This window comes from Variovorax sp. YR634 (assembly GCF_900106655.1).
Taxonomy (GTDB): Bacteria; Pseudomonadota; Gammaproteobacteria; order Burkholderiales; family Burkholderiaceae_C; genus Variovorax.
Map to the genome: position 1 here is coordinate 207,757 of NZ_FNOL01000007.1, position 16,125 is coordinate 223,881.

15 protein-coding genes are annotated in these 16,125 nt (G+C 68.3%); 1 reads left to right on the forward strand and 14 read right to left on the reverse strand.

The genetic code is table 11. The features are described from left to right. Positions 1-20 precede the first annotated feature (20 nt). The 11 genes from BLV60_RS15220 to BLV60_RS15270 form a co-directional block, all read right to left on the reverse strand. Positions 21-2,306, reverse strand: a complete 2,286-nt coding sequence (locus tag BLV60_RS15220; protein ID WP_093055873.1) for a glycoside hydrolase family 3 N-terminal domain-containing protein — start codon at positions 2,304-2,306, stop codon at positions 21-23. Positions 2,307-2,394: 88 nt separating this feature from the next. Continuing rightward, positions 2,395-3,387, reverse strand: a complete 993-nt coding sequence (locus BLV60_RS15225; RefSeq protein ID WP_093055875.1) for a tripartite tricarboxylate transporter substrate binding protein — start codon at positions 3,385-3,387, stop codon at positions 2,395-2,397. Between the two features lie 46 nt (positions 3,388-3,433). After that, complete coding sequence (locus BLV60_RS15230; protein ID WP_093055877.1) at positions 3,434-4,411, reverse strand: D-2-hydroxyacid dehydrogenase; 978 nt, start codon at positions 4,409-4,411, stop codon at positions 3,434-3,436. After that, complete coding sequence (locus tag BLV60_RS15235) at positions 4,408-5,391, reverse strand: Bug family tripartite tricarboxylate transporter substrate binding protein (protein ID WP_093055879.1); 984 nt, start codon at positions 5,389-5,391, stop codon at positions 4,408-4,410. Before BLV60_RS15235 ends, BLV60_RS15230 begins: the two co-directional genes overlap by 4 nt. A gap of 32 nt (positions 5,392-5,423) precedes the next feature. Then, positions 5,424-6,212 (reverse strand): class II aldolase/adducin family protein, encoded by a 789-nt coding sequence (locus BLV60_RS15240; protein WP_093055881.1) that lies wholly within the window; start codon positions 6,210-6,212, stop codon positions 5,424-5,426. A 29-nt stretch (positions 6,213-6,241) separates the two neighbouring features. Further along, positions 6,242-7,471, reverse strand: a complete 1,230-nt coding sequence (gene tcuB / locus BLV60_RS15245) for a tricarballylate utilization 4Fe-4S protein TcuB (protein WP_093055883.1) — start codon at positions 7,469-7,471, stop codon at positions 6,242-6,244. Further along, entirely contained in the window at positions 7,455-8,882 is a 1,428-nt protein-coding gene (gene tcuA / locus BLV60_RS15250) for an FAD-dependent tricarballylate dehydrogenase TcuA (RefSeq protein ID WP_093055885.1), read from the reverse strand. Before tcuA ends, tcuB begins: the two co-directional genes overlap by 17 nt. 77 nt (positions 8,883-8,959) lie before the next feature. Continuing rightward, positions 8,960-9,886, reverse strand: a complete 927-nt coding sequence (locus tag BLV60_RS15255) for a LysR family transcriptional regulator (protein WP_093055887.1) — start codon at positions 9,884-9,886, stop codon at positions 8,960-8,962. 7 nt (positions 9,887-9,893) lie between these two features. Next, entirely contained in the window at positions 9,894-10,772 is an 879-nt protein-coding gene (locus BLV60_RS15260; RefSeq protein WP_093055889.1) for a bile acid:sodium symporter family protein, read from the reverse strand. A gap of 106 nt (positions 10,773-10,878) precedes the next feature. Then, positions 10,879-11,646 (reverse strand): class II aldolase/adducin family protein, encoded by a 768-nt coding sequence (locus tag BLV60_RS15265; protein WP_093055891.1) that lies wholly within the window; start codon positions 11,644-11,646, stop codon positions 10,879-10,881. Positions 11,647-11,664: 18 nt separating this feature from the next. After that, positions 11,665-12,255: an HD domain-containing protein gene (locus BLV60_RS15270; protein ID WP_093055893.1), complete on the reverse strand. Its 591-nt coding sequence runs from the start codon at positions 12,253-12,255 to the stop codon at positions 11,665-11,667. 119 nt (positions 12,256-12,374) lie between these two features. Here BLV60_RS15270 and BLV60_RS15275 point away from each other — a divergent pair, with 119 nt between their 5' ends. Beyond that, positions 12,375-13,097, forward strand: coding sequence for a Crp/Fnr family transcriptional regulator (locus BLV60_RS15275; protein WP_093055895.1), 723 nt, complete (start codon positions 12,375-12,377; stop codon positions 13,095-13,097). Positions 13,098-13,112: 15 nt separating this feature from the next. Here BLV60_RS15275 and BLV60_RS15280 read toward each other — a convergent pair whose 3' ends face one another. The 3 genes from BLV60_RS15280 to gluQRS all read right to left on the reverse strand — a co-directional run bounded on the left by BLV60_RS15280 (position 13,113) and on the right by gluQRS (position 16,122). Further along, the gene (locus BLV60_RS15280; RefSeq protein WP_093055897.1) at positions 13,113-14,279 is read right to left on the reverse strand and encodes an ABC transporter substrate-binding protein; all 1,167 of its coding nucleotides are present in this window, start codon (positions 14,277-14,279) and stop codon (positions 13,113-13,115) included. 113 nt (positions 14,280-14,392) lie between these two features. Beyond that, positions 14,393-15,163, reverse strand: coding sequence for a tRNA (guanosine(46)-N7)-methyltransferase TrmB (gene trmB, locus BLV60_RS15285; protein ID WP_093055899.1), 771 nt, complete (start codon positions 15,161-15,163; stop codon positions 14,393-14,395). Next, complete coding sequence (gene gluQRS, locus BLV60_RS15290; RefSeq protein ID WP_093055901.1) at positions 15,160-16,122, reverse strand: tRNA glutamyl-Q(34) synthetase GluQRS; 963 nt, start codon at positions 16,120-16,122, stop codon at positions 15,160-15,162. Before gluQRS ends, trmB begins: the two co-directional genes overlap by 4 nt. Positions 16,123-16,125 lie beyond the last annotated feature (3 nt).

Consider the following 16,125-nt stretch of genomic DNA (forward strand, 5'->3'; position numbering starts at 1 on the left):
GGCGCCTCGCGCGCCCGGCGTCAATCGCGCGTGAGCACGAAGCGCCTGCGGATGCCGCTCGCGGCCGAAGGCGCCACCCACAGGTCGAACTCGCCGGGTTCGACGGTCGGCTTCATGTCGCGGCCGATGAAGGCGAGGTCGTCGGCCGTGAGCGTGAACTCGACGACCGCTGAAGCTCCCGGCGCGATGCTGATCTTGCGAAAGCTCTTCAGCTCGCGCACCGGTCGCGTCACGCTTGCCGCGCGCTGGCCGATGTAGAGCTGCACCACTTCCTCTGCATCGCGCTGGCCGGTGTTGGTAACGGTGGCGCGCACGCGCAGCGTTTCCGACATTGGCAGCCGCTCTGTACTCAGTTCGACGTTGTCGTAGCGCACCGGTGAATAGCCGATGCCGAAGCCGAAGGGGTAGAGCGCTTCGTTCGTTGCGTCCAGGTAGCGCGTCTTGAATGACGTGCCTGGCGCGTTCTCGGGCGACGGCCTGCCGGTGCGCTTGTGGGCGTAGTAGTAGGGCACCTGGCCGGCCGTTTGCGGAAAGCTCACGGGCAGGCGGCCCGAGGGGTTGAAGTCGCCGAACACGACGTCGGCGATCGCGTTGCCGGTCTGCACGCCGAGGAACCACGTGACGAGGATGGCGCGCGCATTGCGCACCGCGCCCTTGAGCGCCATCGCTCGGCCGTTGCTCAACAGCACGATCACGGGCTTGCCAGTGGCGGCCACGGCCTCGGCCAGGTCTTGCTGCGCCTGCGGCAACCCGATGTCGCTGCGCGAGCGCGCCTCGCCCGACATCTTCTCGCTCTCGCCGATGGCGAGCACCACCACGTCGGCATCGCGCGCGGCCGCCACCGCGGCGTCGATGCCGCCGGGCAGCGTCGACTCGATGCCCGAGCCGCGCACCACGTTCACCGACGAGTTGGGCCCCAGCGCCCCGCGCAGGCCCTGGTCGATGCCCACCGGTGCCGACTGTCCGGGGAACAGGCTCCACGCGCCCATCAGGTCGACGGTGCCCTCGGCGAAGGGCCCGATCAGCGCGATCTTCGTGCCGGCCTTGGGCAGCGGCAGCAGCATGCGCTCGTTCTTCAGCATCACGATGGAGCGGCGCGCGCTCTCGCGGGCCAGTGAGATGAATTCGGGGTTCTCGGGGCGCTGCGAGGCGGGTGGGCCGTCGAGGCCGTGCATCGGGTCGTCGAACAGGCCCAGCTTCTGCTTGACGCGCAGCACGCGGCGCACGGCCTCGTCGAGCCGCTCCATGGGCACCTCGCCCGAGGCCACGAGGTCGGGCAGGTAGCGCATGTACAGGCCGCTCTGCATGCTCACGTCGGTGCCGGCCATGAAGGCCTGCTTGGCGGCCTCGCGTGGGTTGGCGGCGTAGCCGTGCTCCACCAGTTCTTCGTCGGCCGTGTAGTCGGAGACCACGAAGCCCTGAAACTTCCATTCGTCGCGCAGCACGCCTGTGAGCAGCGAGTGGTTGGCGGTGGAGGGCACGCCGCCGATTTCGTTGAAGGCGCTCATCACCGAGAGCGCGCCGGCATCCAGCGCCGCGCGGAACGGCGGCAGGTACACCTCGCGCAGCGTCTGCTGCGAGATGTCGCTCACGTTGTAGTCGAGCCCGCCTTCGCCCGCGCCGTAGGCCGCGAAGTGCTTGGGCGTGGCCAACATCGCGTCGGGCCGCGAAAGGTCCGACCCCTGGAAGCCGCGCACGCGCGCGGCGGCGAACTGCCGCGAGAGGTACACGTCTTCGCCCGCGCCTTCGAGGCCGCGGCCCCAGCGTGCGTCGCGCGCGATGTCGACCATGGGCGCGAAGGTCCAGCGGAAGCCGTCGGCCGTGGCCTCGACCGCCGCGGCGCGCGCGGTGCGCTCGGCCAGGTCCGGCTCCCAGCTGGAGGCCTCGGCCAGCGGCATCGGGAACATGGTACGAAAGCCGTGGATCACGTCCGCGCCGAAGAGCAGCGGAATGCCCAGGCGCGACTCGTTCACCGCAATCTGCTGCAGCCGCCGCTTGCCTTCGAGGCCGGCGTTGTTGAACAGGCCTGTGAGCCGGCCGGCGCGCACGTCGGCAGTCTCCTGCTGTGCATTGCGCCAGCCGGCCTGGGGGTTGTTGGGGGTGTCGATGTCGGCGGGGCCGTACAGGGTGAGCTGGCCGGCCTTCTCCTGCACCGTCATGCGGGCGATGAGAGCCTCGACGCGGGCTTCGGGCGTCAGCGCTGCATCTGCCGCGGCAGGGGCAGCGGATGCAGGGGGAAGCAGGAGCGCGAGGGAGAGAAGGGCGGAGGCGGGAGCGAGAAAGGAAGCCGGGGTTCTGATGCGCATGGCCTCCTATTCTCCAGATAACGCCGCCATGCCCTCTCGGCGGGTTTCCGCGCTGGCCGTAGGCCTTCTCCGATAGCCAGGGCCGTGCTTACTCTGCGGTGGCGCCCGAATCCTTCGCCACCTTCACCCATTTCGTCGTCTCGCTGCCGATGAAGGTTGCGAGCTCGGCCGGCTTCATGTTGCCGGCCGTCACGCCCTGTTCCTCGAAGCGTTTCACCACGTCAGGCTGCTGCAGCACGCGCGACACCTCGGCGTTCAGGCGCTGCACCAGTTCGGGCGGCGTGCCGTGCGGCGCCATGAGCGCGAACCAGGTGGTCATGTCGTAGCCCTTGAGGCCGGCCTCGTCGAGCGTGGGTACGCCGGGGTAGGCGGGCGAGCGCGTCTTCGTGGTCACGGCCAGCGCCTGCACCTTGCCGGCGCGGATGTGCGGTGCGGCCGAGGGGCTGGTCTCGATGGCCATCTGGATCTGCCCGCCCATCAGGTCGGCCATCATCGGCGCGCCGCCCTTGTAGGGCACGTGCACGATGTCGGTCTTCGTCATCGAACGAAACAGCTCGCCCGAGATGTGCTCCGTGCTGCCGTTGCCCGCCGAGCCGTAGTTGACCTTGCCCGGGTTGGCCTTGATGTAGGCGACGAGTTCGGCCACCGATTTCACGGGCACCTTCTCGTTCACGATCAGCACGTTGGGCGTGGACGCCACCAGCGCCACCGGATCGAAGTCGCGCTGGAAGTCGTAGGGCAGGCGCTTGTAGAGGCCCGGCGCGATCGAATGCGCGATGGTGGCCATGAACAGCGTGTAGCCATCGGCCGGCGCCTTCGACGCGATGGCCGCGCCCACGGTGCCGCCCGCGCCACCGCGGTTGTCGATGATGACCGGCTGCTTGAGCGCTTCCGACAGCTTCTGGCCCACGGTGCGCGCGACGATGTCGGTGGTGCCGCCCGCCACGAAGGGCACGACGAGGGTGATGGGCTTGGCGGGCCAATCGGCCGCGCTGGAAGACGCCGCGGCGGTGGCCAGCAGCAGGGCGGCCATGCAGGTGCGCAGAAAAGTCGAGGGGCGTGGGAGGGAGGATTTCTTCATGGTCTCGGATGCCGTGGGGTTGTTGTTATCGAAAAAGACGCGCGATTCACGCCACGCGGTTCAGCAGCGGCTGGTTGCTTACCCAGCGCCGCAGGTTGTCGAGAAAGATCGCGGCCACGCGCGCTTCGTTGCCGTCCGAATGGCCGGCGCTGTGGGGCGTGACGATCACGTTCGGCAGGCTCCACAGCGGCGAGTCGGCCGGCAGGGGCTCGTGCGCGAACACGTCGAGATACGCACCGGCCAGCGCGCCGCTGCGCAATGCATCGATGAGCGCCGGCTCGTCGATCACTTCGCCGCGAGAGACGTTCACGAGCCGCGCACCGGCGGGCATGCGCGCCAGCACCGCCGAATCGATGAGGCCGCGCGTGCGATCGCTCAGCGGGCAGGCCAGCAGCAGCCAGTCCGCCTTCGGCAGCACTGTGTACAGCTGCTCGTAGCTCACACTCTGGTGGGCTGGCGCGGCGGCCGGGGCCTCGCTCCCGCGCACGGACACGACACGAAGCCCGAGTGCCGCGAGCAGCGCACCGAGGCCTTGCCCGATCGGCCCCCAGCCGACGACCACTGCCGTCTGCCCCGCAAGATCACGCGGCAGGCCACTGCCCATGAGCGGCGACCAAGTGCGTGCGCGTTGCGCGGCCAGCAGCTGTGGAAATTGCCGTGCCAGCATCAGCACGCCTGCCAGCGCGGTCTGCACGACCACGCCGGCGTTGGCGCCCGACGAGGTCGTGACCTCCACGCCGCGCGCCCGCAGCTCGCCGTACACCGGCCGGTCGGCGCCCGCGGAATGCGCGTGCACCCAGCGCAGCGAGGGCGCGTGGCGCATTGCGTCGTGAAAGGCCTGCGTGTGCGGCAGCACCTCGTGCTTGGTCGACAGGCCGGTGACGTCGCGCGAGACAAAAGCCACGTCGGCGTCGTCGCCCGGGTTCACCAGCACGTGGGTACGTTCGCCGAGCGCTGCGGGCAGGCCGAGCGTCGTCTGCGCCGCTGCTTGCGGCGTCATCAGGATGCGCAGCGGCGAGCTCATTCGGCCGTCGCACCCGATTCGCGCACGATCGCCTTCCACTTCTCGTACTCCTGGCGCGTGAACTTGCCGAACTGCTCGGGCGTGCCGCCCACCGGGTCGGCGCCCTCGCGGATCATCTGCGCCTCGAGCGAGGGCAGCGCCTCGTTCACCGACTTGTTGAGCAGCGCGATCACCGGGGCTGGCGTGCCCTTGGGCGCGAAGAAGCCGAACCACGAGCCGGCGGAGAAATCGGGGAAGCCCTTCTCGGCCACGGTCGGTACGTCGGGCAGCGAGCGCGAGCGTTTCTGGCTGCTCACCGCAATGGCCCTGAGCTTGCCCGCCTTGATGTGCGCGATGACCGAGGGAATGGTCGCGAACATGAATTGCACGCGGCCCGCGAGCAGGTCGTTGAGCGCGTTCGCGCCCTTGTAGGGCACGTGCAGCGTCTCGGCCCCGATGCGCTTGCTGAGCATGTAGCTCGACAGGTGCGACGAGGTGCCGACGCCGGTGGAGCCGTAGTTCAGCTTGTTGGGGTTGGCCTTGGCATAGGCGATGAATTCCTCCAGCGTCTTCGCGGGCACTTCGGGATTGACCACCAGCACGTTGGGCACGTCGGCGATCTGCACCACCGGCACAAGGTCGGTGAGCGGGTCGTAGGGCAGGTTCTTGTAGAGCGTCTGATTGACGGCCATCGGGCCGACCGAATTGACGATCAGCGTGTAGCCGTCGGCCGGGGCACGCACCACGAATTCGGTGCCGATGTTGCCGCCGCCACCGGGCTTGTTGTCGATGATGAAGGACTGCTTGAGTTTTTCCGACATGTGCTGCGTGACGGCGCGCGCGAGGATGTCGGTGGTGCCGCCGGCTGTGAAGGCGACGACCACGCGCACGGGCTTGCTCGGGTAGGCCGTCTGTGCAGTGGCGTTGAGGCCGGCGGCCAGCAGTGCCGTGGCGCAGAAGAGCTTTTGCAAGAAGCGGGAAGAAGGCTTGTCTCGTGTCATTGTTGTGTTCTCGTGGGTAGTCGGTCTGGTGTTCAGTCGCGAAAGCCCGGGTCCATCCGGTCGAGCTTGCGCAGCAGCGCAGGCCATTCCATGAGGCCGTAGGGCCGGCGCGTGCCGGGCTGGTAGTTGTTCCAGGTTTCCTCCAGCACCTGCTGCGGCACGGCCCGCAGCAGCGTGTTGCAAGACATCGCACCGATCTGCGCGCGGCAGGCCAGCTCGAGCCGGTGCATCCAGTTGAAGGCTTCGCCCACGCTGCGGCCCACCACGAGTGCGCCGTGGTTGCGGAAGATCACGGCCTCGCGGTCGCCCAGGTCGGCCAGCAGCGAGGCCTGCTCCTCGGTGTTCAGCACCACGCCCTGGTAGTCGTGGTAGCCGATCTTCAGGAATCGCATGGCGGTTTGCGTGAGCGGCAGCAGGCCGCATTCGAGCGACGACACCGCCATCGACGCCCAGCTGTGCGTGTGGATCACGCAGGCCACGTCGGGCCGTGCCGCGTGCACGGCGCTGTGGATCACGTAGCCGGCCTTGTTGATGCCGTAGTCCAGCTCGCCGAAGTCGGGCTTCGAGAGGATGTTGCCGTCCTGGTCGACCTTGATGAGGCTGGAGGCGGTGATCTCCTCGTACATCATTCCGTAGGGGTTGATGAGGAAGGCGCCTTTCTCGCCCGGCACGTGCGAGGAGATGTGGTTGGCCATCATGTCGGACATGCCGTAGAGGTCCACCAGCCGGTAGCAGGCCGCGAGGTCGATGCGGGCCTGCCATTCGGCATCGGAGCATCGGCCCTTCATGGAGGGAATCTGGAGTACGCCGGGTTGGGTCATGGGGTTTCCTTCGGATGCATGGGGTTCATTCAGTCGGCGCCAAGCTGCAGGCGGTTGGGCAGGCGCTTCTCGATGGCGAACTTCAGCAAGGCGGCCGAGCGGAAGATGCCGTGCGCGAACTTGCCGTAGGGCAGGGTGAGAAAGAGCGCCATCACCACGCCCAGGTGCACCGCCAGCAGCAATGCCATGAAGGGCGTGTCGCGCCACGCCAGCAGCGCAAGGCCGGTGATGCTGGTGAGCAGCAGCAGCGCGATGAAACCGCGGTCCATGGGGCGCTGCGCCGCGTCGCCGTGCGCCGGGTCGCGCCGCAGGTTCAGCCACAGCAGGCCGACCGGGCCCACCACCAGGCCGATGCCGCCCGCGGTGCCCAGCAGCACGGGCAGGCTGGTGAGCGCATAGGGCGCATGCAGGCTGAACAGGTAGTGGTATAGCGTGGCCACGCAGGTCGACGCGAAGCACAGCATGAAGCCGTAGAAGGTGAAGTGGTGGAAGCGCCGGCGCCACAGGGTGAAGCGGTCGTCTTCGTTGTTGCAGCCTTCGCCGTGGCCGCCGCCCAGGTACTTCAGGCGCAGTGCGTCTTGCGCGGCCTCGGCGCTGGCCGCGCCGCGTACGCCGGTCACTTCGGCAGGCACGTTGTCGCGCGACGGCGATACCTCGCGCCAGAAGCGCCGCACGCCCATGGCCAGCGCGAACATCACGAAGAGAAACACCGCGCCGAACACCAGCGCGAGAAAGTTGTGCGGAAAGATCGCGTAGAAATTGCCCGCGAGCGGCTCGTGCAGCAGCGAGCCCGACATCGCCACTGCCAGCACCAGGAAGAGCGCGAGCCCGCCGGCCAGAGCGAGCGCAACCGTGAGGCCCGCGCGCTGGTAGAGCGCACCCATTGCAGGCGGCCAGGCGTAGTCGTGATACGTCTGCATGCGCACCTGCGCCATCGCCTGCGGCACGTTCACCGCGAACTCGTGCGGCGGCGCGTACTGGCAGGCGTGCAGGCAGGCGCCGCAGTTGTGGCACAGGTTGGCGAGGTAGTGCGTGTCGGCCTTGCCGAATTCGAGCCGGCGCGTCATGGCCGGGAACACGGCGCAGAAGCCTTCGCAGTAGCGGCAGGCGTTGCAGATCTGCAGGATGCGGGCGACTTCGCCTTCGCTCGCTGTCAACGGAAGGGCGGGCTGTATCGGGATCACGCGCGACGTGGCACCGCCACCGATGCCGTTGGCATCCGCACGGGCGCGTGCGACGAGATCAGTGAGCTGCTGCAAGGGCGGTCTCCGGGGATTTCTTCGAAAGGTTCTTTGCCGCGTTCGCGGCCTGCGTGCCGGCAATGCGCCCGAAGGCCGTGCCGATGCTCATGCCGACGCCCGCCGTGTAGCCTTTGCCGAGCACGTTGCCGGCCATCATTTCGCCGGCCACGAACAGGTTGGGGCTGGCCCGGCCGCTGAAGCGCACGGCTGCCGTTTCGTCCACCTTCAGGCCGAGGTAGGTGAAGGTGATGCCGGGGCGCACGGGGTAGGCGTAGAAGGGCGCTGTGTCGATGGGGCGCGCCCAGTGCGTCTTGGCTGGCGCGAGGCCTTCGGTGTGGCAGTCGTCGAGCGCGGTGTGGTCGAAGCGGCCCACATGACAGGCGGCGTTGTAGTCCTCCACCGTGCGCACGAAGGTGGCTTCGTCGAGGCCGATCTTGCGTGCCAGTTCGCCGAGCGTGTTCGCCTGCGTGCCGGGGAACACCGGCGGCATGAAGCGCCCGACCGCTTTCTGGTCGATGACCGACCAGGCAATCTGCCCCGGCTGCTGCGCCACGAGCCGGCCCCAGATCGCGTATCGCTTGGGCCAGAAATCTTCGCCCTCGTCGTAGAAGCGCTTCGCCTCGCGGTTGACGACCACGCCGAGCGACACGCAGTCGATGCGTGTGCAGATGCCGCCGTCGTACAGCGGCGCGCGTGCGTCGATGGCCACCATGTGGCCCTGCGACGGATCGCCGATGCTGTCGGCGCCCGCCGCGATCATGTGCTTCAGCAGCACGCCCTGGTTGAAGCGCGTGCCGCGGATCAGGAAGTTGTCGGCCGGCCATTCGCCGCGCTCGTTCTGGCCCCAGGCCTCGCGCAGCCATTCGCGGTTCGACTCGAAGCCGCCTGCGGCCAGCACGCAGCTTTTCGCTTCGATGCGCTCGCCGGCCTCGGTGCGCGCGGCCACGAAGCGGTCGCCGTCGAGCTCGACCGATGCCACGGGCGTGTCGTAGCGGATCTGCACGCCCAGCCGTTCGGCGCTGCGGAAATAGGCGTTCACCAGCGCCTTGCCGCCACCCATGAAGAAGGCGTTGGTGCGCGCTACATGCAGTGCGCCTGACAGCGGCGGCTGAAAGTGCACGCCGTGGCTGCGCATCCAGTCGCGGCAATTTGACGAGGCACGGATCACCAGCCGCGCCAGGTGTTCGTCGGTGAGGCCGCCGGTCACCTTCAGCAGGTCTTGCCAGTATTCCTCTTCAGGGTAGGCCTCGATCAGCACGTCCTGCGGGGCGTCGTGCATGCAGCGCAGGTTGCGCGTGTGCTGCGAGTTGCCGCCGCGCCATGCCTTGGGCGAGGCTTCGAGCAGCAGCACCGAGGCGCCGGCCTCGCGTGCCATCAGGGCGGCGCACAGCGCGGCATTGCCGCCACCGACAACCAGAACATCTATCACTCGTGGGTCTCCTTGGAATACGGGAGACTCTAGGCACGCCGGCCTTCAGGCGAAAGGCCGATCCGGGCAACGGGTGTTCAGTTTTCGAGAAGACTTGCTCCTGTCCAACTGCCATCGCGCACCAGGGCGCGCGCCGTGTCGGCCATCACCACGCGGGTGGCCAGCGCGGCGGGAGAGAGCTCGTCGTCCGACAGGCTCACGAGCAGGTTGCGGCGGCCCACGTGTGCGTCGGCGATCTGCGTGAGCTGCAGGTCATCGCGGTCGTGCCGCGCAGTGGCGGCGCCGGGCTGGATGGTGGCGCCGTGTCCCGCGCGCACCGCATCCATCAGCAGCGCGAGGCCGTCGACCTCGGCCACGATGCGCGGTGCAATGCGTGCCCGGGCGAAGGCCGCCATCAGCGTGGCGCGCAGGCCGTGGCTGCCGCTGGGCAGTATCAGCGGCAGTTCGGCCAGCTGCGACAGGCGCACGCGGGCGCCGGTGGGGCGCTGCGGCAGCGTGGGGGATGCAATGACGAAGAGCTTCTCGGCCAGCAGCGGGGTCACGCTCCAGCGGCGCGGCGTGTCGGTCTGGAACAGAACGGCCAGGTCGAGCTGCCGCGCCTGCAGCATGGTCGTGAGGTGGCCGGACAGCGCTTCGACCATGTGCAGCCGCACTTCGGGGTAGCGCTCGCGCATGGCGCGCATCAGCGGCACGCCGAGCACCGTGGCGGTGGTGGGCGCCAGGCCCACGCTCACGTGGCCCGAGAGCCGCGCCTGTTGCGCGGCGCGCACCGCGTCGTCGGCATGGCGCAGCGTGAGCTGGGCCTGGTGGAGAAAGGCCACGCCCGCATCGGTGGGCGCAACGCCGGTCGAGCTGCGCTGCAGCAGCCGGGTGGAAAGCTCGCTTTCGAGCCGGCTGATCTGCTGGCTCAGCGCCGAGGTAACGACGCCCAGCTCGACCGCCGCGCGGCCCATGCTGCGAAGCTCGCAGACCTTGACGAAGTAGCGCAGTTGCCGGAGTTCCATCGCCCGATCATCGCGCAGGCACGGCGGCCGGTGCGGGCCGGCGCAACAGCAGCCAGCCGAACAGCGGCGCGGTGATGTACATCACCACCGAGTAGATGGCCGCCGGCAGCGCGAGCTGGAAGCTGCCGAGCACGCTCACCGCGATGAAGATCGCGAGCGTGGAGTTGTGGATGCCGATCTCGTAGCTGATGGCGGTGGCCAGCGGCTTGTCGAGGCCCGCGGCGCGGCTCAGGTAGTAGCCCGCGAGCAGGCTCACGAGGTTGAACAGCAGCACCGGCACGCCGATCTCGGCGAAGGTGGCGGCCATGGTCTTCCACTCGTTGGCGATGGCGAGCACCGTCACCACCGCGAGCACCACGCCGCTGAAGATCTTGGTCGGCTTTTCCATGCGCGCCGCGAAGCCGGGGCTGCGCGAGGCCACGAATATGCCGATGGCCACCGGCACCAGCACGATGGTGATCACCTCCACCAGCTTGCGTGTCTGCAGCGGCACCACCTGGCCGCCCTGCGCGAAATGGCCGATGGCCCAGTTCGCGATGAGCGGCAGCGTGACGATGGACAGCAGCGTGTTCACGGCCGTGAGCGAGATGTTCATTGCCACGTTGCCGCCGAACAGGTGCGAGAACAGGTTGGCCGAGATGCCGCCGGGCGAGGCCGCGAGCAGCATCAGCCCGACCGCGAACACGGGCGACAGCCCGAAGCCCACGATGATCGCGTAGCAAGCCAACGGCAGGCCGATGACCTGCAGCACGAGCGCGATGGTCACGGCCTTCGGGTGCTTGAAGAGGCGCCTGAAGTCGGCGAGCGAAAGCGAAAGCCCGAGCCCGAACATCACGAGCGCGAGCGCGCCGAACAGGAAGCGGGTGACGATGACGGTGGCGTCCATGGATTTGTCTCCTCGGTGGTTCTTGTAGTTTTGATGCGTAAAAAAATAGCTGCCAACACCTGTCGTGCAGGCGCTGGCAGCCGTGGAAACCGGGGTCGACGCTGTCTTATTGTTTGTAGCTGTCGTCGATGCGGTCGAGCTTGCGGATCAGCGAAGGCCAGACGAACTGGCCGCCCAGTCCGCCTGTCTGCACCTTCATCGCCTGGCCTACGCCCTCGACGATCTTCGGGTTGACTTGCGTGAGTTCGCTGCCGCCCGATTGCGCCGCAATCTGGATCTGGCAGGTGTTCTCGAAGGTGTACATCGAAAGAAAGGCGTCGGCAATGGTCTTGCCGCAGGTCAGCAGGCCGTGGTTGCGCAGCATGAGGAAGTTGGCGCTGCCCATGTCGGCCTGCAGGCGCGGCTTTTCGTCGTCGCGGAAGGCTACGCCTTCGTAGTCGTGATAGGCCAGCGAGGCCAGCACGAAGGTCGATTGCTGGCTGATGGGCAGCACGCCGTTTTTCTGCGCGCTGACGGCGATGCCGGCCTTGGTGTGGGTGTGCAGCACGCACTGGATGTCTTCGCGCGCGGCGTGCACTGCGCTGTGAATGACGAAGCCCGCCGGGTTAACGGGGTAGGGCGAGTCGATGATCTTGTTGCACTGCTGGTCGACCTTGACCAGGCTCGACGCGGTGATCTCGTCGAACATCAGGCCGTAGGGGTTGATCAGGAAGTGGTGCTCGGGGCCGGGAATGCGCGCGCTGATGTGCGTGAACACGAGGTCGCTCCAGCCGTAGAGCGCCACCAGGCGGTAGCAGGCGGCGAGGTCGACGCGAAGCTGCCACTCCTCGGCGGAGACGAGCTTCTGGATTTCGGGTTGGGAGAAGGCGTTCATGGTTTCCTCTTGTCGATGTCAGGCGGCCGCGGGCTCGGTCAGCGCGGCCTTGTAGATGCTCTGCTTCGGCTGCGCCATCACGCGGCGCAGCATGGGCTCGAACTCGCTGATGGGCAGCGTCTCGGCCTTGGAGTCGAAGGCGGGGTTGTCGTAGAGCGCGCAGAACTCGGCCGTGCGCTCGTAGTGCGGGTGGTCCTTGAAGTTGTCACGCATGTCGCGGTCCAGGCCGATGTGGTGAAAGAAGTAGTGGCCCTGGAAGATGCCGTGGTTCTGCACCATCCAGTGGTTGGCTTCGCTCACGAAGGGCTTGAGGATGGCGGCGGCGATGTCGGGGTGGTTGAAGCTGCCCAGCGTGTCGCCGATGTCGTGCAGCAGCGCGCACACGACGTACTCCTCGTCGCGGCCGTCGCGCAGGGCGCGGGTGGCGGTCTGCAGCGAGTGGGTGTAGCGGTCGACCGGAAAGCCGCCGTAGTCGCCTTCGAGAATCTGCAGGTGCTTGATCACGCGCGCCGGCAGGCCGGTCGTGAACTGCATGAATTCGCCGCCGATCAATTGCCAGTCTTCGCGCGTGCTTTCCTGCATGCTCTTGAAACTTGCGCGTGCGTTCATCGCTGGGGTCTCCGTTCTTGTGGGGTGCCGGCCACTGTATGCCTGCGCTTGACCTTGAACTGTCAAGAATTTGACAATGTGGGGTTCTGGTAAACCCCGCCTCGCAGCGGTTCATGCCCATGGCTGCCTCCCCTAGACCGCGTCTTTCCGCTGCGCACCGTGCCGCGCTGGAGGGCAATCCGTGGTTCATGAGCATGCCGCGCGCCCAGCGCGAGGCGCTGCTGGGCGCGGCCGAACTCCACCACGTGCGGCGCGGCGCAATGGTGTTCCGCCAGGGCGATCCCATTCACGCGGCGGGCGGCGGCTTCTACGGGCTGGTGGCGGGCACCATCAAGATTTCATCGCTGCGCCAGGACGGGCGCGAGGCCATCCTCGCGGTGCTGGAGCCCGGCAACTGGTTCGGCGAGATCACGCTGATCGACGGCTCGCCGCGCACGCACGACGCCACCGCGCTGGAGGCGCTCGACCTGCTGATGGTGCCGCCCGAGGCCTTCGTGCAGCTGATGCGCGACGTGGTCTTTTCCAACGCCATTGCCGCGATGCTGGCGGCGCGCGTGCGCATGCTCTACGGGCTGGCCGAAGACGCCACGCTGCGCAGCCTGCGCGCCCGCGTGGCGCACCGCCTGCTGGTGCTGGCGCGCGGCGACGCCACGCAGTCGGTGCACCTGCGGCACGAGCTGCAACTGCCGCAGGAAGCGCTGGCGATGATGCTGGGCGTGACGCGCCAGACGCTGTCGAAGGAACTCAATGCGCTGGCGGGCGAGGGCGTCGTCTCGCTGGGCTACGGGCGCATCGAGCTGTTGTCGCTCGATGCGCTGCAGAAGCTGGTGAGCACGGGCTAGGCCCGCCTGCTGCCGTCAGCGCAAGACCCGGCCGTCAGCGGAGATGCTGATCAGGTCGATGTTGCGCACGCTGTCGCGCAGGCCCGGGCGCAGGTTGATGCGGAAGCCGCCCACGTCGTAGTCGGTCATGCCCGACATCACGCGCTGCAGGCTCGCGGTGTTGAAGCCGCGGCCGGCGCGGCGCACTGCTTCGCCGGCTGCCTTGGCGGCGATGAAGCCTTCGAGGCCTTCGTACGACGCGGTCTGGTCGGAGTTGTCCACGGCCGCGAGGTATTCCTTGACGATGGGAATGGCCGAGGGCCGCGGCGACGGCACCACCTGCGAGATCACGATGCCGCCGATGTCCTTGCCCAGCGTGGCGTAGAGCGGGTCGATGCCGACGATGGAAAAAGCCATGAAGCTGCCCGAATAACCGCTCTTGCGCAGCGCGCGGATGGCGTTGGCCGTGGTGCCCGAGAGCGACACCAGCACGATGGCCTGGGGCGATTGCTGCTGCACGGTCTTCAGTGCTGCATCGAGCTTGTTGCCGGTGGGCGGCACCAGCGCGCTCGCGACCAGCGGTGTGAGCCTGAGCTCGGTGATGGCCTGTTCGACGGCCGCCAGGCCGGCGCGGCCCATGGCGTCGTCGTCGCCCACCAGCGCGATGCGGGTCTGCCCCACGGTGGCGCACTGCTTCACGATCTTCAGGGCCTCGTCGATCATGCCGGGCCGCACATGGAACACGTTGGGGTGTTCGGCGCCGCGCAGCGTGTCGGAGGCCGCGAAGGGCGCGAACAGCAGGCTGCCCTGCTGCGTGGCGACGTTCGCGCCGGCCTCGCTGCTGGCCGTGCCGACGAAGCCGAAGAGCATGTCGGCCTTGTTGGTGGTGAGCAGGGTGCGCGCGTTGGCGGCTGCGCGGGCCGCGTCGTAGCCGTCGTCGAGCTGAAGCAGCTTCAGCTGCAGGCCGGTGGCGGCGTTCTTGTCGTTGAAGTCGCTCACCGCGAGGCGGCTGCCGGCGGCGAAGGCGGTGCCTATTTCGTAGGCACTGCCGGTGAGAGGCACCGATTGCCCGAGCAGCACGACACGCGGTGTGCCGCCCGCCGCGCGCGTGGACTGGGCCATGACGGGGTGGGCGATGCCGCTTCCCAGCGCCAGTGCGCCCCACGCCGCCTTGCTCAACCATTCCCTGCGAGATGGGTTCATTGGACACCTTCTTTCACATTAGTAAAAAAGTGTAGCAATAACGGGGCCAGGGGGGAAGTCGGGTGCCGGGGCGGAATTCCCTGATGAGAGGGCCCGGGAAGGGCCGAGGCCGCTCAGGCCGCGCGTTCGAACACCAGGTCCCACACCCCATGCCCCAGCTTGATGCCGCGGTTCTCGAACTTGGTGAGGGGGCGGTATTCGGGCTTGGGTGCGTAGGCCTCGGCGGTGTTGCGCAGCAGTGGCTCGGCCGCAAGCACTTCGAGCATCTGCTCGGCGTAGGGCTGCCAGTCGGTGGCGCAGTGGATGTAACCGCCGGGGCGCAGGTGCTGCGCGAGCTTGGTCACGAACTCGGGCTGGATCAGGCGGCGCTTGTTGTGGCGCTTCTTGTGCCACGGGTCGGGAAAGAACACATGCACGCCGGCAAGTGTGCCGGGCTGCAGCATGTGGTCGAGCACGTCGACCGCGTCGTGCGCGCAGATGCGGATGTTCGACAGCGACTGCTCGCCGATGCGCTTGAGCAGCGCGCCCACGCCGGGTTCGTGCACTTCGCAGCAGAAGAAATTGGTTTCGGGCAGCACGGTCGCGATGTGCGCCGTGGCCTCGCCCATGCCGAAGCCGATTTCCAGCACGGTCGGGCCGGCGCGGCCGCCGAAGGCCGCAGTCAGGTCGAGCGGTTCGGGCTTGTAGGGCACGAGAAACAGCGGGCCCAGTTCGGAGAAGGCGCGTGCCTGGCCTTCGGTGGTGCGGCCGGCGCGCTTGACGAAGCTCTTGAGGCGGCGGTGCAGCGGGTGTGGCTTGGCCGCTTGTTCTTCGTCGCTGGCGTCTGGAGTGGGCGCATCTTCGCTGCGCGGGATGTCGTTGGGCACGGTGTCGGGAAAGTTCATGGAGGCCGCGAATTGTAGAGAGCGCGCCATTCGGGCACCCAACCGGCCAGGGCGTCCGCGCAGTTGGCGGCCGTGGTGGGATGCAGGCCGAGCACGCGCGCGGCCGCATCGAGCGCGGCCAGCGCGGCGGCGGGGGAGCCTGTGTCGATGGATGTTGCGCCGTTCTGCTTCGACAGCTTGTCGCCGTCGGCGCCGCGCACCAGCGGCGTATGCAGGTAGCTGGGCGTGGAAAAGCCCAGCGCGCGCTGCAGCAGGATCTGGCGGGCGGTGTTGTCGGCGAGGTCTTCGCCGCGGACCACGTCGGTCACGCCCTGTTCGGCATCGTCGACCACCACGGCGAGCTGGTAGGCCCAGGGGCCGTCGGCGCGGCGCAGCACGAAGTCGCCGACTTCACGGCTCACGTTCTGGTACTGGCGGCCGAGGCGGCGGTCGGTCCAGCAGAGTTCGCTGCCCGTGCCGGAATCGGCCGTTTCATCCCAGGGCACGCCCGGCGTGGGCGGCCGGTCGGCCTCGAATTTTTCGGTGGCGAAGCGCCAGGCCCGCGCGGGCTTGCCGTGCAGCCCGTCGCGGCAGGTGCCGGGGTAGACGCGCTCGCCGTGGCGCTCGTGCCGCTGGCCGAGTCGCGCGAGGGCTTCGTTGATGTCCTTGCGCGAACAGCCGCAGGGGTAGGCGAGGCCGCGCGCCTGCAGCCGCGCCAGCGCGGCTTCGTAGCGCGCGGTGCGCTGCGTCTGCCACACCGGAGCTTCGTCGGGCAGCAGGCCGCAGTCGGCCAGTTGCTGGAGGATGTGCTCGCCCATGCCGGGCAGGCAGCGCTCGGTGTCGGCGTCTTCGATGCGGATCAGCCAGCGCGCCCGCGGACCGCGGGCGCGCACGTCGAGCCAGCTCGCGAGCGCAGCCACCAGCGAGCCCGCATGCAACGGGCCGGTGGGCGAGGGCGCGAAGCGGCCGGTCTCCCTCATCTC

Coding starts and splice junctions, on each gene's coding strand:
- BLV60_RS15220 (WP_093055873.1), bottom strand. CDS start 2,306: ATGCGCATCAGAACCCCGGCTTCCTTTCTCGCTCCCGCCTCCGCCCTT.
- BLV60_RS15225 (WP_093055875.1), bottom strand. CDS start 3,387: ATGAAGAAATCCTCCCTCCCACGCCCCTCGACTTTTCTGCGCACCTGC.
- BLV60_RS15230 (WP_093055877.1), bottom strand. CDS start 4,411: ATGAGCTCGCCGCTGCGCATCCTGATGACGCCGCAAGCAGCGGCGCAG.
- BLV60_RS15235 (WP_093055879.1), bottom strand. CDS start 5,391: ATGACACGAGACAAGCCTTCTTCCCGCTTCTTGCAAAAGCTCTTCTGC.
- BLV60_RS15240 (WP_093055881.1), bottom strand. CDS start 6,212: ATGACCCAACCCGGCGTACTCCAGATTCCCTCCATGAAGGGCCGATGC.
- BLV60_RS15255 (WP_093055887.1), bottom strand. CDS start 9,886: ATGGAACTCCGGCAACTGCGCTACTTCGTCAAGGTCTGCGAGCTTCGC.
- BLV60_RS15260 (WP_093055889.1), bottom strand. CDS start 10,772: ATGGACGCCACCGTCATCGTCACCCGCTTCCTGTTCGGCGCGCTCGCG.
- BLV60_RS15265 (WP_093055891.1), bottom strand. CDS start 11,646: ATGAACGCCTTCTCCCAACCCGAAATCCAGAAGCTCGTCTCCGCCGAG.
- BLV60_RS15270 (WP_093055893.1), bottom strand. CDS start 12,255: ATGAACGCACGCGCAAGTTTCAAGAGCATGCAGGAAAGCACGCGCGAA.
- BLV60_RS15275 (WP_093055895.1), top strand. CDS start 12,375: ATGGCTGCCTCCCCTAGACCGCGTCTTTCCGCTGCGCACCGTGCCGCG.
- BLV60_RS15280 (WP_093055897.1), bottom strand. CDS start 14,279: ATGAACCCATCTCGCAGGGAATGGTTGAGCAAGGCGGCGTGGGGCGCA.
- trmB (WP_093055899.1), bottom strand. CDS start 15,163: ATGAACTTTCCCGACACCGTGCCCAACGACATCCCGCGCAGCGAAGAT.
- gluQRS (WP_093055901.1), bottom strand. CDS start 16,122: ATGAGGGAGACCGGCCGCTTCGCGCCCTCGCCCACCGGCCCGTTGCAT.